The following is a 25,660-nucleotide window of genomic DNA, read 5'->3' on the forward strand; positions in this document are numbered from 1 at the left end:
CACCCGCAGAGTCCCGACGATGCAGCACCGATTCTCCGCCCACCCGCGCGTCCACCCTCACGTCCCCGTCAGCGGGTCGCGCCGATCGCCCTCCCACCCGGCGAACTGTCTTCACACCCCAGCGGAGTCCCCACCCAGCGAACCCACGATGGCCGAGCCCGGCCGAGCGATCCTTCTCCAAGTCGGCAAATCAGCGCGTACGCCGCGGACTCCGGGCGTACGCCGCGGAGTCCGGCCACCCACCGAGATCCTGGAAGTGAACATGCTGGACGTGAACATGTGGGCCTGCATCACCGACCGGAGCGATGCCCCGGACCGGAATCGTCCGTCCGGGCCGGGACGCCACCCGGATCCGCAGGTCCGCGGCGAGCTGCTGTCCGGCCCCGGCCCGCTGGCCCCCACCCCGGCGGCGGCCCGCACCGGAGCCGCCGTCACCGTCATCCGTCGTCATTCGTACCGCTCGCGAAGCGGGCCGCCTCGATGAACTGCGGGCGCGGTTCCAGGGCCGCCGCGAGGCGGAAGTGACGCAGCGCCTCCGCGGGCCGGTTGGCGCGCTCCAGGGTGCGGCCCAGCGCGAAGTGGGCGAAGGCATTGTCCGGCTCGCGTTCCAGCACGATCTGGAACTCGAGTTCGGCGGGACGCAGTTGAGCGGCGAGGAAGAAGGCGCGGGCACGCAGCAGTCGGGCCGCGGTGTTCTCGGGGTGCGCGGAGATGACAGAGTCCAGCAGCCGGATCGCACCGCGCGGATCGCGGGCCTCCAACAGGTGCTCCGCGGCGCGGAAGTCGATGACATGCGTCTCGGGGCTGCGATCGGGCACGGCCGTCTCCTCTCCGGGGCCGTCCGGGCAGCCCGTCAGCCACCCACCGCACGGCGTTACGTGCCCCGACAACAATCCCGTCAGCCACCGAATTCCCCGTGCCCCACCCGCTCCCCGCTCCGCCCCTTCCCCATGGACCCGCCCCTACAGGCTGATGTGGTACGCCTTGCGCAACGTCTCGTGCACGGTCCACCGCGTGCGGTCGCCTTCGCGCAGTATGCAGGCGTCGCCCGGTCCCACCTGGAGCACCGGACCGTCCTCCACCTCGATCGTGGCGCGCCCGCTGACGACCACGAAGAGTTCATTGGCCTCGGTGTCCGTCACCACGCCGGGCGTGATCTGCCAGACCCCCCGGATCTGCCGCCCGTCCGGCGACTCCCACAGCACCTTGCCGGTCACCACCGGCTCCCCGGAGACGATCTGACCGGGGTCCAGCGGCTCCGGCTCCAGATCGGCATCCGCGAACCCGGGGACACTGACGACGAACGAAGCGGCGGGCACAGCGGAGACCTCGGGGACATCGGAGCCGGCTTCAGCGCCAGGGCCAGCGCCAGAGCCGGGGCCCGAAACAACGGTCGCGGAGTCAAGATCGGTAGCAGTCATGGCGGCGAGGCTACCGCCCACCCCAACGCCACCCGCAGGCGCTCCCGCCACGTCCGCCCGTATGCCCCGCCGCCCCGCCGCCCATCAGCCCCGCCCCATCCGCCTCACCGGCTCCGCAAGCGCTCCCAGACCTCGCGGACCTGCGGTTCCAGTTCCGCCAGCGGTCCGTCGTTGTCGATGACGAGATCCGCGATCGCCAGACGCTGCTCGCGGGTCGCCTGCGCCGCCATCCGGGACTTCGCCTCGTCCTCCGTCATACCGCGCTGCCGCACCAGCCGGTCCAACTGGGTCTGCGGGGCGGCGTCGATGACGATCACCAGGTCGTACAGCGGTGCCAGGCCGTTCTCCGCCAGCAGCGGCACATCGTGCACCACCACCGCGTCCGGCCCCGCCGACGCCTCGAGTTCGGCCGAGCGGGCGCCCACCAGCGGGTGCACGATCGCGTTCAGCGCCTTCAGCCTCTCCGGGTCGGCGAAGACGATGCCGCCCAGTTTCGGCCGGTCGAGAGTACCGTCGGGCGCGAGGACACCCGCCCCGAACTCCTCGACCACCGCCGCCAGTCCGGGCGTCCCCGGCTCGACAACCTCGCGGGCGATTCTGTCGGCGTCCACGATCACCGCGCCATAGGACGCCAGCAACCGCGAGACCTCGCTCTTACCCGCACCGATTCCGCCCGTCAGCCCCACCTTCACCATGCGCCCACGCTATACGGTCCACGGAACGGCGGCCCCGGCACCGCACACACCGCACCACGCCGCACACATCGCGGTGCGCACACTGCGCGCACCGCACCGGCCGAACGGCGCGCGCCACACCAGCCGGACCGGCCCAACGGGCAGGCCGGCCCACCGCTCAACCGGCCACCCACCGCGCAGCACATCGCCCAGCTCCCCCGCCCCGGATTCCAGCCCCCTCGGACCCGGGTCACGCTCAGGCCGGGGTCGGCAGCAGACCGAGGCCGGCCTCAGCCCGGGTTCATGCCCCGCCTCCGTCACCCTCCCGCTCCGCGAGAAAGCGCTCGAACTCCCTGCCGATCTCGTCCGCCGAAGGCAGCTCCATCGGCTCGGCCACCAGATTCCCGCGCGTCTCGGCCCCGGCCACCGCGTCGTACTGATGCTCCAGCCCGCTGACCAGCGCGACCAGTTCCTCGTCCCCCTCGGAGATCTGCCGTTCGATCTCCTCCTGGGTCCGCAGCGCCTCCGTGCGCAGCGAGTGCGCCGCGGTGGGCAGTACCAGACCGGTCGCGGCCGTCACCGCCTCCAGGGCCGTGAGCGCGGCGTCCGGATACGCGGAGCGGGCGACGTAGTGCGGTACGTGCGCCGCCACACCCAGAACGTCGTGCCCCGCCTCGGCGAGCCGGAACTCGATCAGCGCCTCGGCGCTGCCGGGCACCTGGGCCTCGTCGAAAAAACTGCCGTGCCCCGGCATCAGGTCCGTGCGGTTGCCGTGCGGCGTGATCCCAACGGGGCGGGTGTGCGGCACGCCCATCGGGATGCCGTGGAAATTGACCGACAGCCGTACCCCGAGCCGCTCCACGATCTGCCGCACCGCCGCGGCGAAGCGCTCCCACTCCACATCCGGCTCGGGGCCGGACAGCAGCAGGAACGGTGCGCCGGTCGTGTCCTCGACCAGTCGCAACTGGATGCTCGGGGTCTCGTACGCGGTCCAGCGGTGGCTCTGGAAGGTGAGCAGCGGACGGCGGGCGCGGTAGTCGACCAGTCGGTCGTGGTCGAAGCGTGCGACCACTCGGTGCGTCAGCCCGTCGAGCAGCCGCTCCACGATCTGGTCGCCCGCCTCGCCGGCGTCGATATAGCCGTCGAAGTGATACAGCAGCACCAGACCGGCGGAGTCCCTGGCGGCGATCGCCTCAACCGCCGCGAGCCCGCTCGGCTCCCATTCGTACAACCCTTGGGGATCCAACACAGTGACCGCTCCTCCTCGTATCCGTGGGGAAGAACGTCCCACACCGGCCCCGCATTCCCGGCCCCTTCGCGCTCTCCCCCAGCCCGATACCGGCCACACCACCGGCACCGGCCGCTCCGGCGATCCGGCTTCCGCACCGACGAGATCGCGCCACGTTCACTCCACGGACGATGCCACCTGCCCGCACGGTCCGATGCCGGAGTGCGCCACGCCACCTCCACGTTCCGCCCCGCCGTCGGCGACCGTGGCGCCAAAATTCACACCTCTGAACTACCGTCCCGCAAAGCAGAGTTGACGACCGGATTGATCGTGTCCGGCATGCGCGCACATCCGCCGCGAAACCTTGACGCCTCTTCAGCCCCGCCTCTAGCTTCACGGGCACCCTCGCGATTCACACTCACGCCCAACGTTCAGATATGGAAAGGCAGTTGCATGCGCACCGGACCTCTCCTGCACCTCTCGGCCGCCGCGTTGCTGGCGGTCGCCACCGTCCTGACCGTCACAACGGCGGCCGTCGGCAACCCCGCCTCCGCCGGCGCCCGTTCGCACTCCCCCGCCCGCGCCATCGGCGTATCGACCGCGGCCCAGCTCAAGGCCGCGCTCAACGCCGCCCGCCCCGGCGACACCATCCAGCTCGCCGACGGGACGTACCGGGGCAACTTCAAAACCTCCGTCGCCGGCGCCGCCGCGTCCCGGATCACCCTCACCGGCTCGTCGAAGGCCGTGCTCTCCGCGAGCGGCGGCTACGGACTGCATCTGGACGGCGCCTCGTACTGGACCGTCAAAGGGATCAGCGTCACCGGTGGCCAGAAGGGGATAGTGACGGACGGCGCGAACGGCGTCGTCATCGACTCCGTCAGCATCCACGACCTCGACATGGAGGGCGTGCACTTCCGCAAGTCCAGCAAGAACGGGATCATCAAGAACTCCACGATCCGCGACACCGGCAAGGACGGCCGCGGGATGGGTGAGGGGGTCTACGTCGGCAGTGCGGGCGGCACCGACGACAAGAGCGACAACGTGCAGATCCTCGACAACACGATCGGCCCCGGCGTCGGCGCCGAGAACGTCGACGTCAAGGAAGGCACGACCGGCACGAAGATCATCGGCAACACCTTCGACGGCAGCGGCCTGACCGGCGTCCACTTCGACGACTCCTGGGTCGACGTGAAGGGCAACGACGTCCTCGTCGAGAACAACACCGGCCGCCACACCACCAACAACGGCTACGAGACCCACACCCAGCAGCCGGGCTGGGGCTGCGGCACGGTCTTCCGCGGCAACAAGTCCGACCTGAGCGGGGCGACGGGCGCCGGCCGCTACGCCTTCAACATCACCAACTACGACGCGGCCGACTGCCCGGTCACCATCGCCCTCGACAACACCGTCACCGGCGGCCGCGGCATCGCCAACCCGGGCGTCCCGGTGGGCTGACCGGCCCGGCCGGTCGCGGACCCCGCCAGAGCCCCCGGACACGACGAAGGCCCGCTCCCCTGAGGGAACGGGCCTTCGCCTATCGGCTACTGCCTAGCGGTGAGCGATCAGCTCTGGCCGCCGGCCAGCTTCTCGCGGAGCGCGGCCAGGGCCTCGTCCGACGCCAGGGCGCCGGAGTTGTCCGCCGACTCCGAGGAGTACGAGCCACCGGAGACGTTGCCGCCACCGGCGTTGCCGCTGCCGCCGCCGGCCGCCGGCGCCGCAGCACCCTCGGCCGCCGCCTGCTCGTCGGCCTCGCGGGACTTGATGACCTGGGCCTGGTGCTGCTCGAAGCGCTGCTGCGCCTCGGCGTACTGGTTCTCCCACGCCTCGCGCTGGGTCTCGTAGCCCTCGAGCCAGTCGTTGGTCTCGGGGTCGAAGCCCTCGGGGTAGATGTAGTTGCCCTGGTCGTCGTAGGACGCGGCCATGCCGTACAGGGTCGGGTCGAACTCGACCGCGGACGGGTCGGCACCGAAGGACTCGTTGGCCTGCTTCAGCGAGAGGCTGATGCGACGGCGCTCGAGGTCGATGTCGATGACCTTGACGAAGATCTCGTCGTTGACCTGGACGACCTGCTCCGGGATCTCCACGTGGCGCTCGGCCAGCTCGGAGATGTGGACCAGGCCCTCAATGCCCTCGTCGACGCGCACGAACGCACCGAAGGGAACGAGCTTGGTGACCTTACCCGGGACGACCTGACCGATCTGGTGGGTCCGGGCGAACTGCTGCCACGGGTCTTCCTGCGTCGCCTTGAGCGACAGGGAGACGCGCTCGCGGTCCATGTCGACGTCCAGGACCTCGACCGTGACCTCCTGGCCGACCTCGACGACCTCGGAGGGGTGGTCGATGTGCTTCCAGGACAGCTCGGAGACGTGCACCAGACCGTCCACGCCACCCAGGTCCACGAAGGCACCGAAGTTGACGATGGAGGAGACGACGCCGGAGCGCACCTGACCCTTCTGGAGGGTGGTGAGGAAGGTCTGACGGACCTCGCTCTGGGTCTGCTCCAGCCAGGCACGGCGGGACAGGACCACGTTGTTGCGGTTCTTGTCCAGCTCGATGATCTTGGCCTCGAGCTCCTTGCCCACGTAGGGCTGGAGGTCGCGCACGCGGCGCATCTCGACCAGGGAGGCCGGGAGGAAGCCACGGAGGCCGATGTCGAGGATGAGACCACCCTTGACGACCTCGATGACCGTACCGGTGACGATCCCGTCCTCTTCCTTGATCTTTTCGATCGTGCCCCAGGCACGCTCGTACTGAGCGCGCTTCTTGGACAGGATGAGGCGGCCTTCCTTGTCCTCCTTCTGGAGAACCAGGGCCTCGATCTCGTCACCGACGGCGACGACCTCGTTGGGGTCGACGTCGTGCTTGATCGACAGCTCGCGGCTGGGGATGACGCCTTCGGTCTTGTAACCGATGTCGAGCAGGACCTCGTCCCGGTCGACCTTCACGATGACGCCGTCGACGATGTCGCCGTCGTTGAAGTACTTGATCGTCTCGTCGATCGCGGCGAGGAAAGCTTCCTCGTTACCGATGTCGTTGACCGCAACCTGCGGGGTGGTGGCGGTGGTCTCGGTGCTGCTCGTCATGTGGGAAAGGGCTCCGGTACGGACATTGAAGTCGTAGGTACTGCTACGCCGAGAGCCGGTATCGCCTCTGCATAAGCCGGACAGCGTCAGAGGCGCACTTTCCGGAAGCCCCTTACGAACTGGAGCGACTGGAGCGCCTCGAAAACCGAGGGGACATACATACAGATGCGAGCGCGACCTGCTCCGTCTGAGGCGCGCAGGCCCGCAGCGCAACTTGTAGCATACGGGGGCAGCCGGACACGGTCAATGCGCGAAGGCGCACACCCAGGGCAGAAGGCCCTATATCTGGCGAACGCAATGTTTCCGCGAGGTCGTACGGCCTCACAGTCCCCTGCTGCTACAAGCTCAGCGAAGACTACGACGACGGGCGCGATGAACCAAGACCAAGAGCCGGAGGCGACGCGACGTGGCGCCTCGGACACCGAGAGCAGCCGGGCCAGTCGCGGCTGGTGGGACAGGAACGCGGACGAGTACCAGAGCGAGCACGGCGCGTTCCTCGGGGACGACCGCTTCGTCTGGGGCCCCGAGGGGCTCGACGAGGCGGACGCCGCGCTGCTCGGGCCGGCCGCCGAGCTGAAGGGGCGGCGGATCCTGGAGATCGGGGCCGGCGCGGCGCAGTGTTCCCGCTGGCTGGCGGCGCAGGGCGCCCGGCCGGTGGCGCTCGACCTCTCGCACCGGCAGTTGCAGCACGCGCTGCGGATCGCCGACGGGGCGGCGACGGAGGCGGCCGGAGGCACCGATCTGGTGGAGGCGGACGCCGGGGCGCTGCCGTTCCGCGACGGCTCCTTCGATCTCGCCTGCTCCGCGTACGGCGCGCTGCCGTTCGTGGCCGATCCGGTACGGGTGCTGCGCGAGGTGCGCAGGGTGCTGCGGCCCGGGGGCCGGTTCGTCTTCTCCGTCACGCACCCCATCCGCTGGGCCTTCCCCGACGAGCCCGGCCCCGAGGGGCTGTCGGTGGCCGCCTCCTACTTCGACCGCACGCCGTACGTCGAGCAGGACGGGACGGGCCGGGCGGTGTACGTCGAGCACCACCGGACGCTGGGCGACCGGGTGCGGGACGTGGTGGCCGGCGGGTTCCGGCTGGTGGATCTCGTCGAACCGGAGTGGCCGGAATGGAACGCGCAGGAATGGGGCGGCTGGTCCCCACTGCGCGGACATCTGATCCCGGGGACGGCGATCTTCGTCTGCGTGGCGGAGTGAGGGCGTCCGGAGGCGGATGACCCCGGCTCCGGAGGACGGGCCCGGGGCCCGGCCGGGGGCCGCGGGGCACCGGGGCGGCAGACTGGAGCGGTGATCCGCCGTGACGCTCTTGCGCAGTTGCCCGTCCGTACCGCTCTGCCCGCGCTGCGCGAGGCCCTCGACGGGGCCGGTACGGCGGTGCTCTGCGCGCCGCCGGGCACCGGTAAGACGACCCTGGTGCCGCTGGATCTCGCGGGCCTGACCGGTGCGGGGCCGGCGCGGCGGGTGCTGGTCGCCGAGCCCCGGCGGATCGCCGCGCGCGCCGCGGCCCGGCGGATGGCCTGGCTGCTGGGCGAGAAAGTGGGCGAGCGGGTCGGGTTCACGGTGCGCGGCGAGCGCCGGGCCGGGCCCCGTACCGCCGTGGAGGTGGTGACCACCGGGGTGCTGTTGCAGCGGCTGCAACGTGATCCGGAGCTGGCCGGTGTCGATGTCGTGGTGCTCGACGAGTGCCATGAGCGGCATCTCGACGCCGATACCTCCGCGGCCTTCCTGCTGGACGTGCGCGAAACGCTGCGGCCGGAGCTGCGGCTGGTGGCGGCGTCGGCGACGACGGACGCGCAGGGGTGGGCGCGGCTGCTGGGCGGTCCCGGGGGCGCGGCCGCGGTGGTCGAGGCGGCGGGGGTGTCGCATCCGGTGGCGGTGGTGTGGGCGCCGCCGGAGCGGCCGGTGCGGCCGGCGCACGGGATGCGGGTCGATCCGGCGCTGCTGACGCATGTCGCGGCGGTGGTCCGGCGGGCGCTGCGGGAGCAGTCGGGGGATGTGCTGTGCTTCCTCCCCGGGGTCGGGGAGATCGGGCGGGTCGCGGGGCAGCTGGCCGGGGTGGACGCCGAGGTGTGGCAGGTGCACGGGCGGGCGCCGGCCGAGGTGCAGGACGCGGTGCTGGCGGGCGGGGACGGCGTCCGGCGGGTGGTGCTGGCCACCTCGGTGGCGGAGTCGAGCCTGACCGTGCCCGGTGTGCGGGTGGTGGTGGACAGCGGGCTGGCGCGGGTGCCGCGGACGGATCACGCGCGCGGGCTCAGTGCGCTGACGACCGTACGGGCCTCGCAGGCGGCGGCCCGGCAGCGCGCCGGGCGGGCCGGCCGCGAGGCGCCGGGCGTGGTCTACCGCTGCTGGTCGGAGGGTGAGGACGGGCGGCTGCCGCGCTTTCCCGACCCGGAGATCAAGGTCGCGGACCTCACGGCGTTCGCGTTGCAGGCGGCCTGCTGGGGCGATCCGTCGGCGGCCGGCCTGGCCCTGCTGGACGCCCCGCCGGCCGGTGCGCTGGCCGCGGCCCGGGAGGTGCTGACGGCGATCGGCGCGGTGGACGCGGACGGCCGGGCGACGGACCGGGGGGTGCGGATGGGGCGGCTCGGGCTCCCGCCGCGGCTCGCCCGAGCGCTGCTGGACGGCGCCGGGGAGGTCGGTCTGCGGCGGGCCGCGGAGGTGGTGGCCCTGCTGAGCGAGGAGCCGCCGCGGACGTACGGCGACGATCTGGCCGGTGCGTGGCGGACGGCGCGCCGGGGCGGTGACGCGTACGCCGCCAGGTGGCGGCAGGAGACGCGGCGGTTGGTATCGGCGGCCGGCGGGAGTTCCGGTGCCGGCGGGGGTACGGAGGCCGCCGGGGGCCCGCGGACGGGTGAGGGGACAGGGTCGGAGACAGGGTCAGAGACAGGGCCGGGGGACGATGCCGTTGCCGGGCTGGTGGCCGCGTTGGCGTTTCCGGAGCGGGTGGCCCGGATGCGGGGTGTGGGGAGCTATCTGATGGCGTCGGGGACCGGGGCCGAGCTGGCCGGGGCGGGGCCCGGCCCCGGGGCGCGGGCCGGGGACGGGTCGCGGCTGCGTGATGCGGCGTGGCTGGCGGTGGCGGTGGCGGACCGGCCGGTGGCGGCGGCCTCGGCACGGGTGCGGCTCGCGGCGGTGATCGACGAGGCGACGGCCCGCGCCGCGGCGCGGGCGCTGTACTCCTCGGGCGAGGAGGTCCGCTGGTCGGACGGGGACGTGGTGGCCAGGAAGGTGACCCGGCTGGGGGCGATCGAGCTGACCGCCCGGCCGCTGACCTCGCCCGATCCCGGGCTGCTGCGGGACGCGGTGGTGTCGGGGCTGCGGCAGGAGGGGCCGGGGCTGCTGCGGTGGTCGCCGGGGGCGGTCTCACTGCGGCAGCGGATGGCGTTCCTGCACCGGGAGCTGGGTGCGCCGTGGCCCGACGTGTCGGACGCGGCGCTGCTGGCGCGCGTCGAGGAGTGGCTGGGGGTGGAGCTGGGGCGGGTACGGCGGCGTGCCGATCTGGCGCGGGTCGACGCGGGGCAGGCGCTGGCCCGGCTGCTGCCGTGGGCGACCGGCGACGCGGCCCGGTTCGACGAGCTGGCGCCGGAGCGCATCGAGGTGCCGAGCGGGTCGCGGGTACGGGTGGACTACGGCGGTGAGCAGCCGGTACTGGCCGTCAAGCTGCAAGAGCTGTTCGGCCGCCAGGAGTCACCGCGGGTGGCCGGCGGACGGGTGCCCGTCCTCGTGCATCTGCTCTCCCCCGCCGGGCGTCCGGCCGCCGTCACGGCCGATCTCGCCTCGTTCTGGCAGGGCGGGTACCGCTCCGTGCGGGCGGAGTTGCGCGGTCGCTATCCCAAGCACCCCTGGCCGGAGGACCCTTCGACGGCCGAGCCGACCCGGCACACGACGGCGCGGCTCAAGCGGGGCTGAGGGCGCGGCGGGCGCGCGGGCTGGGTGCGGGCGGGATCCGTAGACCGTTTCCGTGGCGCGGCTCCAGGGGCCGCCGCCTCGCCGGGGCGGTGCGGCCGCGGCGGCTCCGGCACCTCGGGCACGGCGGGTCAACTCCGGTGTCTGGTGTGCCACTTCAGCGGGCGGCGGGCGGTTCGTCTGCGTCATGCGGACAACCCTACGGGCCGCCACTGACAGTGCGGGGCGCGGACGGCGGCGGTACGGGGCCGCCCAGGTCAGGACCGGGGTCAGGGCCGGGACCGGCTCCGGTTTCGGGCCGGTCTCCGCCGGCGGTGCCGGGGCCGGGGCGGCGGCCGCGGGCTTCCAAGTGCAGGCTGAAGGCGAGCAGCACGGCGCCGAGGGCGAGACAGCCCCAGGGGAGGTAGCGGGTGAGCAGCAGGACCAGGGTCCGCTGGGATTTCACGAGGGCCACGGTGGCGTCGACGTAGTCGGCGCGCATCTTCACATGGCCGGCGAAGGCGGTGACCTTACCGCCGCCGGGCAGCAGTTGGCCGCCGCGCAGCTCTTCCTGGTGGATCTCCTGGCCGTTGACGGGCGCACCGGTGACCGGGTCCACCCAGAACATCCGCTTGGTCGTGTACCAGCGGGTGGTACCCAGCTTCTCGACGGACTCCGGGGTGATGCCCTGGACGGGCATCTTCTTGGGGAGCGGGACCTTGGTCCAGGGGATGGTCTGCTCGAAGTAGTAGACCTCCAGCCCGTGGAAGGTGCGGGTCCCCTTGTAGTGGATGGGGGCGGAGGTACGGGTCTGGGCGTCGAAGTAGGTGTAGTCGCGCTTCTCGGTGAGGAAGGGCCACTTGTACTCGATACCGGTGCGGCGGACCGGGTCGCCGTCGACCATCTCGCCGGTGGCGTGCACGGGTTCCTGGGAGTGCGCGTCGAAGATGTAGCGCTCGGGGATCTCGGAGACCATCTTGCCGTCGGGCCCCGCGACGTAGGACAGCGTGTCCCAGACGACGACATCGCGGCCCGCGGTCCGCGCGATCCGGGCGGACTCGGCGACATTGCCCTTGAGGGTCTGCACGATGGTGACCTTGGGCACCTGCTTGGCCTTCATCGTCCCGTAGTCGACGAGGGTGGCGGGCGATGCCTCCAGGACCATGGTCTGGTACTGGCCGGGCGGGATCTTGGCGAGCCGCGGGAAGGCGTACCACCGCAGCAGTGGGGACAGGGCGGTGCAGAAGACGGCGACGGCGAGGAGCACCAGACTGGCTGTACGGCGCATGGCGGCGGTGTCCCTCCCTCAGGGGTGCGCGGGGACGGTGGTCAGCAGCGGTTCGGGCGAGGTCCGGCCGGCGGGCCCGCCGATCGCCGTGACGGCGAAGACGAGGGCGAGCGCGGCGGCCAGTCCGACCGCGGCTGCTTTGAGGGCGCGCATGGCCGGCCTCCCGGAGAGCTGATGCGGCGTCAGGGCGGGGGCACCGTAGCAATGGGCGGCACAGATGAGAACACGTTGCACCGCCGCCCCTCCCCGGATGCGGGCGGGACGGCGGTGCGTGAGGTGGCTGCGGGGTATGTGGCGGGGCGGGCGGCCGTGGGGCGGGGCCCCGGGCCGGGCCGCTACGCGCCCGTCGGCGCCTGGACGTTCAGCTTGACGGTGAGTACGGCGCCGTCGGCGGTGGTGAGCCTCAGCTGGAACGTCCCGGTGTGCGCATCGGTGTAGATCTTCGGGAGCTTCAGCAGACCGTTGGCGTCCGTGGTGAGGGTGGTCAGGGTGCGGACCGGCTTGTCCTTGTCCGCGCCGGTGGCCCCGGGGTTCTTGAAGTAGGGGCCTGCGCCGTTCTCGACCGGGTTCTTCGGGTCGTCGGTGACCATGGTCGCGGTGACCCGCACGCCCGCCACCGCCTTGCCCTGGTACGTCGCCTTGACCTCGACCGCGTCGTCCGCGAACGCCGCGCCCGCGGTCGTCGTCAGCTCCTTGTCGGAGGTACGCGCGAGCGCATCGGCCTTCGGCGCGGGCTTGGCCTTGACGGTCCCGTCGAAGTCGACGGCGGGCACGGTGCGGCCGACGGCGGTCGCCCGGACGGTGAAGGCACCGGCCTTGTCACCCGCGCGCAGCGTCGGGGCGGTGGCCAGGCCGTCCTTGCCGGTGGTGACGGTGACAGCGGTCGCGTCGCCGGGGAAGCGGGCGTCCGTGGAGCCCACGAGCGTGAAGCGGACGGAGGCGCCCGCGACGGGCTTGCCTGCGGCGTCCTCGGCGCGCACCCGTGGCGGCGCGGCGAACTCGGTGCCCGCGGTGGCGGTCAGGCTCTTGTCGCCGACCCGTTCGAGGGCGGTGAGCGGCGCGGGCTTGGCGGGCGGGGTGGGGGTGGGCGTCGGGGTCGGCTTGTCACCGCCGCCGGGCGAGCCGTCGGAGCCGTGCGAACCGCCGGGCCCGGCGGGCTCCTTCGGCTTGTCCGGCGTCGTCTTGCCGGGCTTGGCGCCGCCCGTGCCCGAGCCGCCGGGACGCGCCGCGCCGTCCGCGCCGGGACGCGCGCCACCGGCCGGGCCGCCGCTGCCGGTACCCGAGCCGCTGTGGTGTACCGGCAGGGCGCCCGTGCCGTCCGGCACCTCGTGGGTGCCCTTGCGGTAGTACGCGTACCAGGACAGCACCGTGTGGAGGTAGTCCTGGGAGTAGTTGTAGCTGAGGATCGCGCGCTCCAGGTCGCGCTGTACCGACAGGTCGCGGCCGCCGTTGCAGAGGTAGTGGCCGGCGGCGAGCGTCGCGTCGAAGACGTTGTTGGGGTCTTTCTTGCCGTCGCCGTTGCCGTCGGCGCCCCAGCCGTTGCCGTCGGGGCCGCCCTTGGACCAGGTGGACGGGATGAACTGCATCGGGCCCACGGCGTGGTCGTACCGGGGATCGCCGTCGTAACGGCCGCCGTCGGTGTCGGGGATGCTCGCGAATCCGTTGCCGTTGAGCTGCGGGCCGAGGATCGGCTTGAGGGTGGTGCCCTCGACGTCGACCGCGCCGCCGTTCGCATGGCCGGACTCCACCTTGCCGATCGCGGCGAGCAGCTGCCAGGGCAGCCGGCATCCCGGATCGGACTCGGCTATCGCCGCCTCGGCCTTCTTGTACGCGGCGAGCACCGTCGCGGGGATACCGGCCTCGGTGGCACCGGTTCCGATGCCGGTGCCGGCGGTGGTGCCGGGACCGTCCGAACCCCCGGGCGGTACCGGGCTGTTGAGGGGCGGCAGATCGGTGTAGTACGCCGAGCCGCCGTCGACGGAGGTGTCCGCGGGCGGGTGCGCGGGCGCGGGCTGTTCCTTGGCGACGACGCTCTGCGCGACGCCCGGTGCCTGAGAGGCGGTCAGCGCGGCGAGTGCCGCTGCCGCCACCGCCGTCGAGGCCGCTCCTTTGCGGAGCCGCCGTCCGTACCTGGCTGCCATACCTGTCCGTCCCCTCCGCGTTGCCCCGCCGCGTGGATGACGCGGCACGGCGCTCCCCTGCGCTCCAACTCAGGCGAGACTACGACACCTCAGGACGGGCAGCCAGCATTCTTGTCGGCCGTCACGACGATCTGGTCGGCCTGCACAACGATCCGCATTGTTCAGAGGACATACCGGGAGCAATCCATGCCATTCACGCTCAGCCATGCCGCGGCAGTGCTGCCTGCCGTCCGGCGGACCGGGGCTGCGCGCGGCCCGCTGATCGCCTCCGCGCTCGTCGCGGGCTCCTTCGCGCCGGATGTGACGTACTTCGCGGACTCGCTGATTCCGGGCGCGATGCTGTTCGGCGCCTTCACCCACAGCCTGCGGGGCGTCCTGACGGTGGATGTCCTGATCACCGCCGCGCTGGTCGGCGGCTGGCTGCTGCTGCGCGAACCGCTGGTGGCCCTGCTGCCCCGGGCTCGGCAAGGCCGGGTCCACGCGCTTGTCCGCGGACGCCCGTGGCGCCCGCACCGGCCGGGCCAACTCGCCGCGTCGGCCGGGTGGTTCTGCCTCTCGGCGGTACTCGGCTCCACGACCCATGTCGTCTGGGACGCCTTCACCCACCCGGGCCTCTGGGGCACCCGGCTGATCCCCGCCCTGGACCGGACCGTGGGCGGCCGCCCGCTGACGATGTACCTCCAGTACGGCACGTCTGCGCTCGCACTGGGCGCGATCGGCTGGTTCCTCCGGTCCGCGCTGAAGGGCGGCGGCGGGGGCGGGGGCGCGGGGCCGGGGGTGACTGCCGGTGGGGCATCGGGACCCGCTGCGGGGGCGGTCCCGGGTACGTCAACCGACGGGGCTTCGGGACCAGCTGCGGGGGCGGGTGGTGCCGATGTGACGGCGGGTGGTGCTGGTGCGGTGGCCGGTGAGGTGGCCCTCGCCGCCGTCCCCGCGCTGACCGTTCGGTGGCGGCTGCTGCCAGCCGTCCCGGTCGTCCTGTGCGTACTTGTCGGCGCGGTCCACCGCACGGTGCGGGCGCACGCCGTCTACGGGGACGCGGCGACCTGGTTCGACTACGTCCCGTCCGTCCTCTTCGGCGCCGGTGCCGGCCTCGCCCTCGGCCTGCCGCTCTACGCCGTCGCCGTACGGCTCCGGCACCGCCGTACGCGCCGGGCCCGGCCGGCCAACGACGGCGGCGGGACGTGACAGCCGCGAGGCGCGGCCGAAGAGGCGGATGCGGATGCGGAGGGCCCCGACCGCCGTCGGCGGGTACGCGCTTCCGAGCCCTGACGGACCAGGCCGCTCAGCGGCTGGCGGGGCCGCCGCATCGGAGCCGGGGCGGCACACGGTGCGGGTGCGTCGGGACCGGCTCCTGCCGCGCCGGGAGGCGGCCCGCACCGGAACCCCGGCCCGCCGGAGGAGGCCGAGGCCCGCCCCGGGCACCGGACCGGGCCAGGGCCAGAGCCCCCGGGGCGGGCCGCGGTCAGTGCGCCGCCGACTCCCAGTCCGTGCCGGAGCCGACCGAGACGTCGAGCGGGGCGCTCAGTTCGACGGCGGCGGCCATTTCCCGGCGGACCAGTTCCTCGACCTTCTCGCGCTCGCCGGGGGCCACCTCGACCACGATTTCGTCGTGGACCTGGAGCAGCATCCGGGACGCCAGCTTCGCCTCGCGCAGCGCCGCGTCGACCTTCAGCATGGCGATCTTGACGATATCGGCGGCGGTGCCCTGGATCGGGGCGTTCAGCGCCATCCGCTCGGCCATCTCGCGGCGCTGGCGGTTGTCGCTGTTGAGGTCCGGGAGGTAGCGGCGGCGGCCGAGGATCGTCTCCGTGTAGCCGGTGGCGCGGGCCTCCTCCACCACGCGCTGGAGGTAGTCGCGCACCCCGCCGAACCGCTCGAAGAAGTTGTCCATCAGCTTGCGGGCCTCATCGGGCTGGATGCCCAGCTGCTGGGAGAGGCCGAACGCCGACAGACCGTACGCCAGACCGTAGGACATCGCCTTGATCTTGCGGCGCATCTCCGGATCGACCTGGTCCTTGCCGACCGAGAAGACATGGGAGGCGACGGTGGTGTGCAGGTCCTCACCGGAGGTGAACGCCGCCAGCAGGCCCTCGTCCTCGGAGAGGTGGGCCATCACCCGCAGCTCGATCTGGCTGTAGTCGGCGGTCAGCAGCGATTCGAAGCCCTCGCCGACGACGAAGCCGCGGCGGATCGCCCGGCCCTCGTCCGTCCGCACCGGGATGTTCTGGAGGTTCGGGTCGGTCGAGGAGAGCCGGCCGGTGGCGGCCACCGTCTGGTTGAAGGTGGTGTGGATCCGGCCGTCGGCGGCGATGGTCTTGATCAGGCCCTCGACCGTCGTGCGCAGCTTGGCCTGCTCCCGGTGCCTGAGCATGATCACCGGGAGTTCGTTCTCGGTCTGGGCGGCCAGCCAGGCGAGGGCGTCGGCGTCGGTGGTGTAGCCCGTCTTGGTCTTCTTGGTCTTGGGCAGGCCCAGCTCGCCGAAGAGGACCTCCTGGAGCTGCTTGGGCGAACCCAGGTTGAACTCGTGCCCCGCGGCGGCGTGCGCCTCCTGCACGGCCTGCTGCACGGCGCCCGCGAACTGCTGCTCCAGCTGCTCCAGCCAGCCGTGGTCCGCGGCGATCCCGGCCCGCTCCATCCGGGCCAGCAGCACGCTGGTCGGCAGCTCCACCTCGCGCAGCAGCTCGGCCGCGCCGACCTCCGCCAGCTTGGTCCCGAACGCCGCGCCCAGGTCCAGGACCGTCCGCGCCTGGCCCATCAGGGCGTCCGCCTCGGCCTGCTCGTCGGCGCCGAAGGCCAGCTGGCCGTCGGCCGCCACCGGGGCGAGATCGCGCCCCAGATACTCGATGGAGAGGGCGTCCAGCGCAAAGGAGCGGCGGCCGGGCTTGACCAGATAGGCGGCCAGCGCGGTGTCCATCGTGACGCCGTCGACGGACCAGCCGTGCTCGCCGAAGACCCGCATCAGGACCTTGGCGTTGTGCATCACCTTGGGCCGGGCACCGTCCGCGCTCCAGGCGGCGAACGCCCGCTCATCCGCCTCGTCGAGCTGGGCCGGGTCGAACCAGGCGGCCGGGCCGCCGGCCGCGGCCAGCGCCACCTCGGCGACGCTGCCGGTGCCCAGCGTCCAGACGTCGACCGTCGCCACGCCCAGCGGACCCGCGCCGTGCTCGGCCAGCCACGGGGCGAGCTCGCCCGCGCCGATGACCGTGCCGTCCACCTCGACACCGGCGGCCGGCGCGGCCTCGTCGGCGGTCTCCGCCGCGCCCGGGTCCACGGCGTGCAGCCGGTCCCGCAGGCCCTGGTTGCGGATCTCCAGCGCGTCCAGGAAGACCTTGAGCGCCTGGCGGTCGTACGCCTCGCGGGCCAGCTCCTGCGGGCCGCAGGGCAGCTCGACGTCGCGGACCATCTCCGTCAGCCGGCGGTTGAGCTTGACCGACTCCAGGTGGTCACGGAAATTCTGCCCCGCCTTGCCCTTGACCTCCTCGGCCCGCGCCACCAGCTCCGCGAACGAACCGAACTGGTGGATCCACTTGGTGGCGGTCTTCTCCCCCACGCCCGGGATGCCGGGGAGGTTGTCCGACGGGTCGCCGCGCAGCGCCGCGAAGTCCGGATACTGCGCCGGGGTGAGGCCGTACTTCTCCTCGACCTTCTCGGGGGTGAAGCGCGTCAGCTCCGAGACACCCTTGGTGGGGTAGAGGACCGTGACATCGTCGGTGATGAGCTGGAAGGAGTCGCGGTCGCCCGTGACGATCGCGACCTCGAAACCCGCCGCCGTCGCCTGGGTGGCCAGCGTGGCGATGACGTCGTCCGCCTCGTACCCCTCGACGGCGAAGCGCTTGACGTGCATCGCGTCGAGCAGCTCGCCGATCAGCTCGACCTGGCCCTTGAACTCGTCGGGCGTCTTGGAGCGGTTCGCCTTGTACTCCGGGAACTCCTCGGAGCGCCAGGTCTTGCGCGAGACGTCGAACGCCACCGCGAAATGTGTGGGCGCCTCATCGCGCAGAGTGTTCGCGAGCATCGACGCGAAGCCGTAGATCGCATTGGTCGGCTGCCCCATGGCGGTGGTGAAATTCTCCACCGGGAGGGCGAAGAACGCCCGGTACGCCATGGAATGCCCGTCCATCAGGAGCAGGCGGGGACGACCGCCCGCCGCCGCCTCGGTGCCGGTCGCTTCGCTCTTCTTCGCTGCCTTTGCTGCCACGCCCCCGATCCTGCCACGCCCCACTGACAATCCCCGCCGCGACGGCCACGCAGGCCGCCCGCGCCCCGCCCCGCCCCGCGCCCGCCGACCCGCCAGGCACGGCCGCTCCCCCGCCGCCGCCCCTACACCGTCCCTCCCTTCCGTGACAGGATTGAGTGTGTACGGCAACGATCCGCCGCGCCCCGGCGGAGACCGCACCATCACTCGGCTCAAGGGAGAGCGCCATGGCAGGCAAGCCGCCCGCGTCGGACCCCGTCCAGGACGCGCCGGAGGTCAGCGAACCCCAGCACTCCGCCGTCGGCCTGCCGGCCATCACCCACGCCCTGCGCATCTCCCAGCAGCAGATGGGGGTCCGCCGCACCGCCCTCACCCTCCTGCGGGTCAACCAGAAGGAAGGCTTCGACTGCCCCGGCTGCGCCTGGCCCGAGGGCGAGCACCGGCACACCGCCGAATTCTGCGAGAACGGCGCCAAGGCCGTCGCCGAAGAGGCCACCCTGCGCCGCGTGACCCCCGCCTTCTTCGCCGACCACTCCGTCGCCGACCTCGCCGACCGCAGCGGCTACTGGCTCGGCCAGCAGGGCCGGCTCACCCACCCCATGTACCTGGCCGAGGGGGCCGGCCACTACACCCCCGTCACCTGGGAGCGGGCCTTCGACATCATCGGCGAGGAGCTCACCGCACTCGACTCCCCCGACGAAGCGGTCTTCTACACCTCCGGCCGCACCAGCAACGAAGCCGCCTTCCTCTACCAGCTCTTCGCCCGCGAATTCGGCACCAACAACCTCCCCGACTGCTCCAACATGTGCCATGAGTCGTCCGGCTCCGCACTCAGCGAGACCATCGGCGTCGGCAAGGGCAGCGTCCTGCTGGAGGACCTCTACCAGGCCGACCTGATCATCATCGCCGGGCAGAACCCGGGCACCAACCACCCGCGCATGCTCACCGCCCTGGAGAAGGCCAAGGCCGGCGGCACAAAGATCATCTCGATCAACCCGCTGCCCGAAGCCGGCCTGGAGCGCTTCAAGAACCCGCAGACCCCGCGCGGCCTGGCCGGCGGCGGCACCGCCCTCACCGACCTCTTCCTGCAAGTGCGCCTCGGCGGCGACCAGGCCCTCTTCCGCGCCCTCAACCGCCTCATCCTGGAAGCGGCGGCGGACGACCCAGGCGCCGTCGACACGGAGTTCATCCGCGAACACACGCACGGCTACGAGGAGTTCGCCGCGGCCGCCCGCGCCGACGACGACTGGGACGCGACGCTGCGCGCCACCGGCCTGACCCGCGAGAAGATCGAGAGCGCGCTGCGCATGGTCCTCGCCTCCCGGCGCACCATCGTGTGCTGGGCGATGGGCCTGACCCAGCACAAGCACTCCGTCCCCTCCATCCAGGAGATCGTCAACTTCCTCCTGCTGCGCGGCAACATCGGCCGCCCCGGTGCCGGTGTCTGCCCCGTACGCGGGCACAGCAACGTCCAGGGCGACCGCACCATGGGCATCTTCGAGCGGCCCGAGCCCGGTTTCCTCGACGCCCTGGAGAAGGAATTCGGCTTCGCCCCGCCGCGCGAGCACGGCCTCGACGTCGTCCGTGCCATCCGCGCACTGCGCGACGGACAGGCCAAGGTCTTCCTCGCCATGGGTGGCAACTTCGTCTCCGCCACCCCTGACACCGACGTCACCGAGGCCGCCGTACGCCGCGCCCGCCTCACCGTCCACGTCTCCACCAAGCTCAACCGCTCGCACGTCGTCACCGGCGCCCGCGCCCTGATCCTGCCGACCCTCGGCCGCACCGAACGCGACGTCCAGAGCGGCGGCGAACAGTTCGTGACCGTCGAGGACTCCATGGGCATGGTGCACGCCTCCCGGGGCCGCCTGGAGCCCGCGAGCCCCCAGCTGCTCTCCGAAACCGCCATCGTCACCCGCCTGGCCCGCCGCGTCCTGGGCGAGACCAGCCGCACCCCCTGGGCGGAGTTCGAGAAGGACTACGCGACGATCCGCGACCGCATCGCCAACGTCATCCCCGGCTTCGACGACTTCAACGCCAAGGCCGCCCGCCCCGGCGGCTTCACCCTCCCGCACGCCCCCCGGGACAGCCGCCGCTTCCCCACCGCCACCGGGAAGGCCAACTTCACCACCGCACCCGTGGAGTACCCGGCCGTCCCCGAAGGGCGGCTGCTGCTCCAGACGCTGCGCTCCCACGACCAGTACAACACCACCATCTACGGCCTCAACGACCGCTACCGCGGCATCAAGAACGGCCGCCGCGTGGTGCTCGTGCACCCCGAGGACGCCCGCGAACGGGGCCTGGCCGACGGCGCGTACACCGACCTGGTCAGCGAATGGACGGACGGCAGCGAGCGGCGCGCGCCCGGTTTCCGCGTCGTCCACTACCCGACGGCCCGCGGCTGCGTCGCCGCCTACTACCCCGAGACCAATGTCCTCATCCCGCTCGACCACACCGCCGACACCAGCAACACCCCCGCCGCCAAGTCCGTGGTGATCCGCCTGGAACAGCCGCACCTGGACTGACCGCCCGCCGCCGTACGGCGGGACCGCAACCCCGCGCCGAGCGCCCGCTCAGTGGCCTGATAAGAACATCCACAGACCGACAGCGATCATGTGCGAGCGAACGGAGCGGCAGGGCATGGGCGAGCAGAGATCCACGAAGTTCCCGCAGGAGGTCCTCGACCGGTGGGCCGACCTCGGCCTCGACCTGTCCACCCTCTTCTCCGCCGGGGACCTCGGCCGCCGGATGGGCGTGCAGGTGCTGGAGGCCGCCCCCGACCGCGTCGTCGGCACCATGCCCGTCGAGGGCAACACCCAGCCCTACGGACTGCTGCACGGCGGCGCCTCCGCCGTCCTCGCCGAAACCCTCGGCTCCGTCGGCGCCATGCTGCACGGCGGCCCCGCCAAGATCGCGGTCGGCGTCGACCTCAACTGCACCCACCACCGGGGCGCCCGCTCCGGCCTGGTCACCGGCGTCGCCCTCCCCGTCCACCGGGGCCGCACCACCGCCACGTACGAGATCGCCGTCACCGACGAGCACGACAAGCGGGTCTGCACCGCCCGGCTGACCTGCCTGCTGCGGGACGCGGACCCCACCGCCCACCACGGCTGACGCCACCCGCATCGGCCGCCCCACCCGTTACGGCCCCGCCCGGCACCTCCGGAGCGGGGCCGTACGCATTCCCACGCTCCCGTCAGGGCGGCCCCGCGCCCCCTTTCCGTAACGCTTCGTAACACCCGTGCGATGCCGCGCCACCCCCGTATCCAGGGCTTCTCACCCGCCCCGTCCGCACCGCGCGCACCGCTTCCGATAACCGGACGCACCTCCGTCACCGTGCGCCAAATCCCCTTGTGGAAGTGCGAGTTCACCTTCCGCTCAGCGCTCGCACCCGCGGTAAGGACCATGACGGCATAACGCTCATCGCATGACATAACAAGAGCGTCACATCCTTCACAGCGCCACTCCCGGGAAATCGAACACCCCTCTAGAGTCACCGCCAGTCACCGACGCCGCCGGGCGCGCTGCAAGCACGGACCCCTGTACCACGCCGTACCGCCCGGTGCGCGAAACGGCCGTGCGACACGCAATGGCCGCGCCAGGGAAAGGACTGATCGTGCGTCACCGTTCTCTGCTCATACTCACCACCGCGGTCACCGCAGGCGCCCTCACGCTCTCCGCGTGCGGCTCCCGGAGCGACGACAAGAAGAGCGGCGGCGGATCCGCGGCCACCGTCGTCATCGGCGTCGACGCCCCCATCACCGGCGAGCTCTCCGCACTGGGCCTGGGCATGCGCAACTCCGTCCAGCTCGCCATCGACACCGCCAACAAGACCTCCGAGGTCAAAGGCGTCACCTTCCGGCTCGAAGCCCTCGACGACAAGGCCCTGCCCAACGTCGGCCAGCAGAACGCCACCAAACTCGCCGGCGACAAGGACGTCCTGGGCCTCGTCGGCCCGATCAACTCCGGCGTCGCCCAGTCGATGCAGCAGATCTCCCAGCAGAACGGCCTCACCCTGATCTCCCCGGCGAACACCACGCCCGACCTGACCCAGGGCAAGGACTGGAAACAGAACAGACGCGTCCGCCAGTTCACCACCTATTTCCGCACCGCCACCACCGACGAGATCCAGGGCGCCTTCGACGGCCAGTTCGCCTGGGAGAAACTCAAGGCCAAGACGGCCTACGTCATCGACGACCAGAAGACCTACGGCGTCGGCCTGGCCTCATCCTTCAAGGACCAGTTCCGCAAGCTCGGCGGCACCATCGCCGGCAGCGAACACATCAGCCCCGACGACCGCGACTTCAAGGCCGTCGTCTCCAAGGCCGTCGCCGCCCGGCCCGATCTGGTCTTCTACGGCGGCGAATACCCCGCCTCCGGCCCCCTCAGCCAGCAGCTCAAGGACGGCGGCCTCAGCGTCCCCCTCATGGGCGGCGACGGCATGTACAGCGCCGACTACATCAAGCTCAACAAGAAGGCGCAGGGCGACTACGCCTCCTCCATCGGCAAACCCGTCGAACAGCTCCCCTCCGCCAAGAAGTTCATCGCCGACTACAAGGCCGCCCACTTCAAGGAGGCATACGAGACATACGGCGGCTCCGCCTACGACGCCGCCTGGTCCCTCGTCCAGGCCGTCAAGAAAGTCGTCGCCGACAACGGCGGCACACTCCCCGCCGACGCCCGCAAAAAAGTCGTCACCGCGATGAACAAGGTCTCCTTCGACGGCGTCACCGGCCCCATCTCCTACGACGCCTACGGCGACACCACCAACACCATGATCACCGCCTACCAGGTCGACAAGGGCACCTGGGTCTCCCGCTTCAGCGCGGAATTCAAGAAGTTCGACAAGAGCTGACCGGCCCGCACCACACCGGCCGGTGACCCCGGGCCGCACCAGGACGCCCCACGCCCCTGGCGCGGCCCGCGGCACACCGGCACCCGGAACTCCCCGTCACTTCCCACCCCTCGGAGGCCCAGCGGTGAGCGAACTGCCGCAACAGCTGGCCAACGGACTCATCCTCGGCGCGATGTACGGACTCATCGCGATCGGCTACACGATGGTCTACGGCATCGTCCAGCTCATCAACTTCGCCCACGGCGAGATCTTCATGGTCGGCGGCTTCGGCGCGCTCAGCGTCCACCTCGCACTCCCCGCCGCCACCCCGCTCGCCCTCGCGCTGCCCGCCATGCTCCTCGGCGGCATCGCCGTATCCGTCCTCGTCGGCGTCGCGGCGGAACGGTTCGCCTACCGGCCGCTGCGCGGCGCGCCCCGACTGGCCCCGCTCATCACCGCCATCGGGCTCTCCCTCGCCCTCCAGCAGGCCGTCTGGCGCTGGTACCCCGACGGCAAACAGGCCCGCGTCTTCCCCCAGTTCAAGGGCGGCGCCCTCGACATCCTGGGCGCCACCGTCCAGCGCGGCGACCTCTTCGTCATCGTCGCCGCCCCCGTCTGCATGATCGCCCTCGGCCTGTTCGTCGGCAGAACCCGCAGCGGCCGCGCCATGCAGGCCACCGCCCAGGACCCCGACACCGCCAGGCTCATGGGCATCAACACCGACCGCATCATCGTCCTCGCCTTCGCCATCGGCGCCGCCTTCGCCGGCGTCGCCGCCGTCGCCTACGGCCTGCGCACCGGCGAGGTGCAGTTCCGCATGGGCTTCATCATGGGCCTCAAAGCCTTCACCGCCGCCGTCCTCGGCGGCATCGGCAACGTCTACGGCGCCATGCTCGGCGGCCTCGTCCTCGGCGTCGCCGAAGCGCTCGCCACCGCCTACGTCGAAGAAATCCCCGGCATGCAGCAATTCGGCGGCGGAGCCTGGAAGGACGTCTGGGCCTTCGTCCTCCTCATCCTCGTACTCCTCCTGAGACCTCAGGGCCTCCTGGGCGAACGCGTCGCGGATCGGGCGTGATACCGATGAACACCGACACCCCTGGCACCACTGACACCACCAAATCCGCTGCCACGACACCACACACCCACCCCGGCGTCCTCCCCCTCCCCGAACGCGCCGCCCGCATCACCACCGCCACGGCCGCCCTCACCACCGCCGCCACCACCGCCCTCGCCTGGACCTGGAGCAGCGCCTTCCCCGGCGACCTCACCTACTACGGATCCCCCGCCGGCCTGCAAACCGTCACCCTCGCCGGCGGCCTCCTCACCCTCCTCCTCGCCACCGCCGGACTCGGCGTCCCCGGTCTGCGCCGGCTCACCCCCGGCGGCCGCAACGCCTCCGTACTCCTCGCCGCCCTCGCCACGTTCGCCACCACCTGGTTCACCCTCATCGCCATCGCCGTCGACCTCGGCGGCCTCGTCAACCTCGAACCCGGCGGCTTCCTCGCCGGCATCACCTCCCTCACCACCCTCATCGGTGCCCTCGGCCTGCCCGCCGACCGCACCACCACCCCACCTCCCACCACCACCTGGCAGCGCTTCACCGGCGCCCTCGCCGCCACCCCCGTACGACGCCGCACCCTGTCCCTCCCGCCCTGGGCCGAGATCCTGCTCATCGCCGCCGCGTTCGCCGCCGGACTCGCCGCCTTCACCTACGGCATCGACACCGACGACGGCCCGCCCTTCGTCGGCTACCTCCTGTTCATGGTGCTCGCCGTCCCCGCCCTCCACCGGGCCGGACTCCTCGCACGGCTCACCGAACTCACCCACCGACACCGGGGCGTGGCACTCGGCGCGGCCTTCGCCGCCGCCGCCGGCTTCCCCTTCACCCAGGACACCGACCAGTACACGATCATCGGCGCCAACATCCTGATCTTCGCCACCGTCGCCCTGGGCCTCAACGTCGTCGTCGGCCTCGCCGGACTCCTCGACCTCGGCTACGTCGCCTTCCTCGGCGTCGGCGCCTACGCGGCCGCCCTCGTCTCCGGCTCCCCCGAATCCACCCTCGGCCTCCACTTCCCCTTCTGGGCGGCCCTCCTCACCGGAGCCGCCGCCTCACTCGTCTTCGGCGTCCTCATCGGCGCGCCCACCCTCCGACTGCGCGGCGACTATCTCGCCATCGTCACCCTCGGCTTCGGCGAGATCTTCCGCATCGCCATGCTCAACCTCAACGGCACCACCGGCCCCGACATCACCAACGGCGCCATGGGCATCCCCAACATCCCCAACCTCGAAATATTCGGCTTCAACTTCGGCGAACCCCACCACATCCTCGGCATCCCCCTCGCCACCTACGGCAACTACTACCTGCTCATGATCTTCGTGACCGCCTTCGTCGTCCTGGTCTTCCGCCGCGCCGCCGACTCCCGCATCGGCCGCGCCTGGATCGCCATCCGCGAAGACGAAACCGCCGCCATCGCCATGGGCATCAACAGCTTCCGCCTGCGCCTCCTGGCCTTCGCCCTCGGCGCCGCCCTCGCCGGACTCGCCGGCACCGTCCACGCCCATGTCGTCACCACCGCCACCCCCGAACAGTTCCAGTTCGCCGGGCCCCAGCCGCCCAACTCCGCCTTCCTCCTCGCCGCCGTCATCCTCGGCGGGATGGGCACCCTCAGCGGCCCCCTCGTCGGCGCCGCCCTGCTCTTCCTCATCCCCGCCAAACTCGACTTCCTCCAGGACTACCAGCTGCTCCTCTTCGGCATCGCCCTCGTCCTGCTGATGCGCCTACGGCCCGAAGGGCTCATCCCCGACCGCAGAAAGCAGCTCGAATTCCACGAGGACAACCGGCCCGGCCCGCCCCTCCCCGGCCCCGGCGCGACACCCGGCTCCACTCCGGCGAAGGGCTGAG

General features: G+C 71.9%; 18 protein-coding genes. 9 read left to right on the forward strand and 9 right to left on the reverse strand.

Going from position 1 to position 25,660, the window contains the following annotated elements; translation table 11 throughout:
* Positions 1–437: 437 nt before the first annotated feature.
* The 4 genes from IH09_RS05935 to IH09_RS05950 form a co-directional block, all read right to left on the reverse strand.
* A complete protein-coding gene (locus tag IH09_RS05935) occupies positions 438–818 on the reverse strand; it encodes a tetratricopeptide repeat protein (protein ID WP_052854735.1) in 381 nt (126 codons plus the stop codon).
* Between the two features lie 144 nt (positions 819–962).
* Positions 963–1,319 carry a cupin domain-containing protein gene (locus IH09_RS05940; protein ID WP_052854737.1) on the reverse strand — a complete coding sequence of 119 codons (357 nt, stop codon included), beginning with the start codon at positions 1,317–1,319 and terminating at the stop codon, positions 963–965.
* 206 nt (positions 1,320–1,525) lie between these two features.
* Positions 1,526–2,116, reverse strand: coding sequence for a dephospho-CoA kinase (coaE, locus tag IH09_RS05945; RefSeq protein ID WP_052854739.1), 591 nt, complete (start codon positions 2,114–2,116; stop codon positions 1,526–1,528).
* A gap of 280 nt (positions 2,117–2,396) precedes the next feature.
* A complete protein-coding gene (locus IH09_RS05950; RefSeq protein WP_052854741.1) occupies positions 2,397–3,344 on the reverse strand; it encodes a proteasome assembly chaperone family protein in 948 nt (315 codons plus the stop codon).
* A 432-nt stretch (positions 3,345–3,776) separates the two neighbouring features.
* Here IH09_RS05950 and IH09_RS05955 point away from each other — a divergent pair, with 432 nt between their 5' ends.
* Complete coding sequence (locus tag IH09_RS05955) at positions 3,777–4,778, forward strand: right-handed parallel beta-helix repeat-containing protein (protein ID WP_052854743.1); 1,002 nt, start codon at positions 3,777–3,779, stop codon at positions 4,776–4,778.
* A 107-nt stretch (positions 4,779–4,885) separates the two neighbouring features.
* On the opposite strand, the gene rpsA is transcribed toward IH09_RS05955, so the two are convergent.
* On the reverse strand, positions 4,886–6,406 hold the full coding sequence (gene rpsA / locus IH09_RS05960) for a 30S ribosomal protein S1 (protein ID WP_052854745.1): 1,521 nt from the start codon (positions 6,404–6,406) through the stop codon (positions 4,886–4,888).
* Positions 6,407–6,778: 372 nt separating this feature from the next.
* Here rpsA and IH09_RS05965 point away from each other — a divergent pair, with 372 nt between their 5' ends.
* Positions 6,779–7,606, forward strand: a complete 828-nt coding sequence (locus IH09_RS05965; protein ID WP_052854746.1) for a class I SAM-dependent methyltransferase — start codon at positions 6,779–6,781, stop codon at positions 7,604–7,606.
* A gap of 90 nt (positions 7,607–7,696) precedes the next feature.
* Positions 7,697–10,318 (forward strand): ATP-dependent helicase HrpB, encoded by a 2,622-nt coding sequence (gene hrpB / locus IH09_RS05970; protein ID WP_052854748.1) that lies wholly within the window; start codon positions 7,697–7,699, stop codon positions 10,316–10,318.
* Positions 10,319–10,514: 196 nt separating this feature from the next.
* Here the strand turns inward: hrpB and IH09_RS05975 are convergent, their stop codons facing one another.
* The 3 genes from IH09_RS05975 to IH09_RS05980 form a co-directional block, all read right to left on the reverse strand.
* Positions 10,515–11,582, reverse strand: a complete 1,068-nt coding sequence (locus tag IH09_RS05975; protein ID WP_094795439.1) for a DUF3068 domain-containing protein — start codon at positions 11,580–11,582, stop codon at positions 10,515–10,517.
* Positions 11,583–11,600: 18 nt separating this feature from the next.
* Positions 11,601–11,735, reverse strand: a complete 135-nt coding sequence (locus IH09_RS36645; RefSeq protein ID WP_107436935.1) for an SPW_0924 family protein — start codon at positions 11,733–11,735, stop codon at positions 11,601–11,603.
* Between the two features lie 182 nt (positions 11,736–11,917).
* Positions 11,918–13,723, reverse strand: coding sequence for a lytic transglycosylase domain-containing protein (locus tag IH09_RS05980; RefSeq protein WP_052854750.1), 1,806 nt, complete (start codon positions 13,721–13,723; stop codon positions 11,918–11,920).
* 186 nt (positions 13,724–13,909) lie between these two features.
* On the opposite strand from IH09_RS05980, the gene IH09_RS05985 reads away from it, so the two are divergent.
* Positions 13,910–14,911, forward strand: coding sequence for a DUF4184 family protein (locus IH09_RS05985; protein ID WP_052854752.1), 1,002 nt, complete (start codon positions 13,910–13,912; stop codon positions 14,909–14,911).
* Positions 14,912–15,188: 277 nt separating this feature from the next.
* Here the strand turns inward: IH09_RS05985 and polA are convergent, their stop codons facing one another.
* Positions 15,189–17,846 (reverse strand): DNA polymerase I, encoded by a 2,658-nt coding sequence (gene polA, locus IH09_RS05990; RefSeq protein ID WP_190233220.1) that lies wholly within the window; start codon positions 17,844–17,846, stop codon positions 15,189–15,191.
* Between the two features lie 302 nt (positions 17,847–18,148).
* Between polA and IH09_RS05995 the strand changes: the two genes are divergently transcribed.
* The 5 genes from IH09_RS05995 to IH09_RS06015 all read left to right on the forward strand — a co-directional run bounded on the left by IH09_RS05995 (position 18,149) and on the right by IH09_RS06015 (position 25,659).
* Positions 18,149–20,446 (forward strand): FdhF/YdeP family oxidoreductase, encoded by a 2,298-nt coding sequence (locus IH09_RS05995; protein ID WP_052854757.1) that lies wholly within the window; start codon positions 18,149–18,151, stop codon positions 20,444–20,446.
* A gap of 115 nt (positions 20,447–20,561) precedes the next feature.
* Positions 20,562–21,035 (forward strand): PaaI family thioesterase, encoded by a 474-nt coding sequence (locus tag IH09_RS06000; protein WP_052854760.1) that lies wholly within the window; start codon positions 20,562–20,564, stop codon positions 21,033–21,035.
* A gap of 517 nt (positions 21,036–21,552) precedes the next feature.
* On the forward strand, positions 21,553–22,776 hold the full coding sequence (locus tag IH09_RS06005) for a branched-chain amino acid ABC transporter substrate-binding protein (protein WP_052855107.1): 1,224 nt from the start codon (positions 21,553–21,555) through the stop codon (positions 22,774–22,776).
* Positions 22,777–22,900: 124 nt separating this feature from the next.
* Positions 22,901–23,830 carry a branched-chain amino acid ABC transporter permease gene (locus IH09_RS06010; protein ID WP_052854761.1) on the forward strand — a complete coding sequence of 310 codons (930 nt, stop codon included), beginning with the start codon at positions 22,901–22,903 and terminating at the stop codon, positions 23,828–23,830.
* A 5-nt stretch (positions 23,831–23,835) separates the two neighbouring features.
* Positions 23,836–25,659 carry a branched-chain amino acid ABC transporter permease gene (locus tag IH09_RS06015; RefSeq protein ID WP_052855109.1) on the forward strand — a complete coding sequence of 608 codons (1,824 nt, stop codon included), beginning with the start codon at positions 23,836–23,838 and terminating at the stop codon, positions 25,657–25,659.
* Position 25,660: the final 1 nt, after the last annotated feature.

Origin of the sequence: Streptomyces celluloflavus (assembly GCA_000720995.1) — a bacterium.
In the GTDB taxonomy this organism is placed as follows: Bacteria; Actinomycetota; Actinomycetes; order Streptomycetales; family Streptomycetaceae; genus Streptomyces; species Streptomyces celluloflavus.

What these genes read in the sequence shown, in the direction of transcription:
- coaE (WP_052854739.1), bottom strand. Translation starts at nt 2,116, where the DNA reads ATGGTGAAGGTGGGGCTGACGGGCGGAATCGGTGCGGGTAAGAGCGAG.
- IH09_RS05955 (WP_052854743.1), top strand. Translation starts at nt 3,777, where the DNA reads ATGCGCACCGGACCTCTCCTGCACCTCTCGGCCGCCGCGTTGCTGGCG.
- rpsA (WP_052854745.1), bottom strand. Translation starts at nt 6,406, where the DNA reads ATGACGAGCAGCACCGAGACCACCGCCACCACCCCGCAGGTTGCGGTC.
- IH09_RS05965 (WP_052854746.1), top strand. Translation starts at nt 6,779, where the DNA reads ATGAACCAAGACCAAGAGCCGGAGGCGACGCGACGTGGCGCCTCGGAC.
- IH09_RS05975 (WP_094795439.1), bottom strand. Translation starts at nt 11,582, where the DNA reads ATGCGCCGTACAGCCAGTCTGGTGCTCCTCGCCGTCGCCGTCTTCTGC.
- IH09_RS36645 (WP_107436935.1), bottom strand. Translation starts at nt 11,735, where the DNA reads ATGCGCGCCCTCAAAGCAGCCGCGGTCGGACTGGCCGCCGCGCTCGCC.
- IH09_RS05980 (WP_052854750.1), bottom strand. Translation starts at nt 13,723, where the DNA reads ATGGCAGCCAGGTACGGACGGCGGCTCCGCAAAGGAGCGGCCTCGACG.
- IH09_RS05985 (WP_052854752.1), top strand. Translation starts at nt 13,910, where the DNA reads ATGCCATTCACGCTCAGCCATGCCGCGGCAGTGCTGCCTGCCGTCCGG.
- polA (WP_190233220.1), bottom strand. Translation starts at nt 17,846, where the DNA reads ATGGACGGGCATTCCATGGCGTACCGGGCGTTCTTCGCCCTCCCGGTG.
- IH09_RS05995 (WP_052854757.1), top strand. Translation starts at nt 18,149, where the DNA reads ATGGCAGGCAAGCCGCCCGCGTCGGACCCCGTCCAGGACGCGCCGGAG.
- IH09_RS06000 (WP_052854760.1), top strand. Translation starts at nt 20,562, where the DNA reads ATGGGCGAGCAGAGATCCACGAAGTTCCCGCAGGAGGTCCTCGACCGG.
- IH09_RS06015 (WP_052855109.1), top strand. Translation starts at nt 23,836, where the DNA reads ATGAACACCGACACCCCTGGCACCACTGACACCACCAAATCCGCTGCC.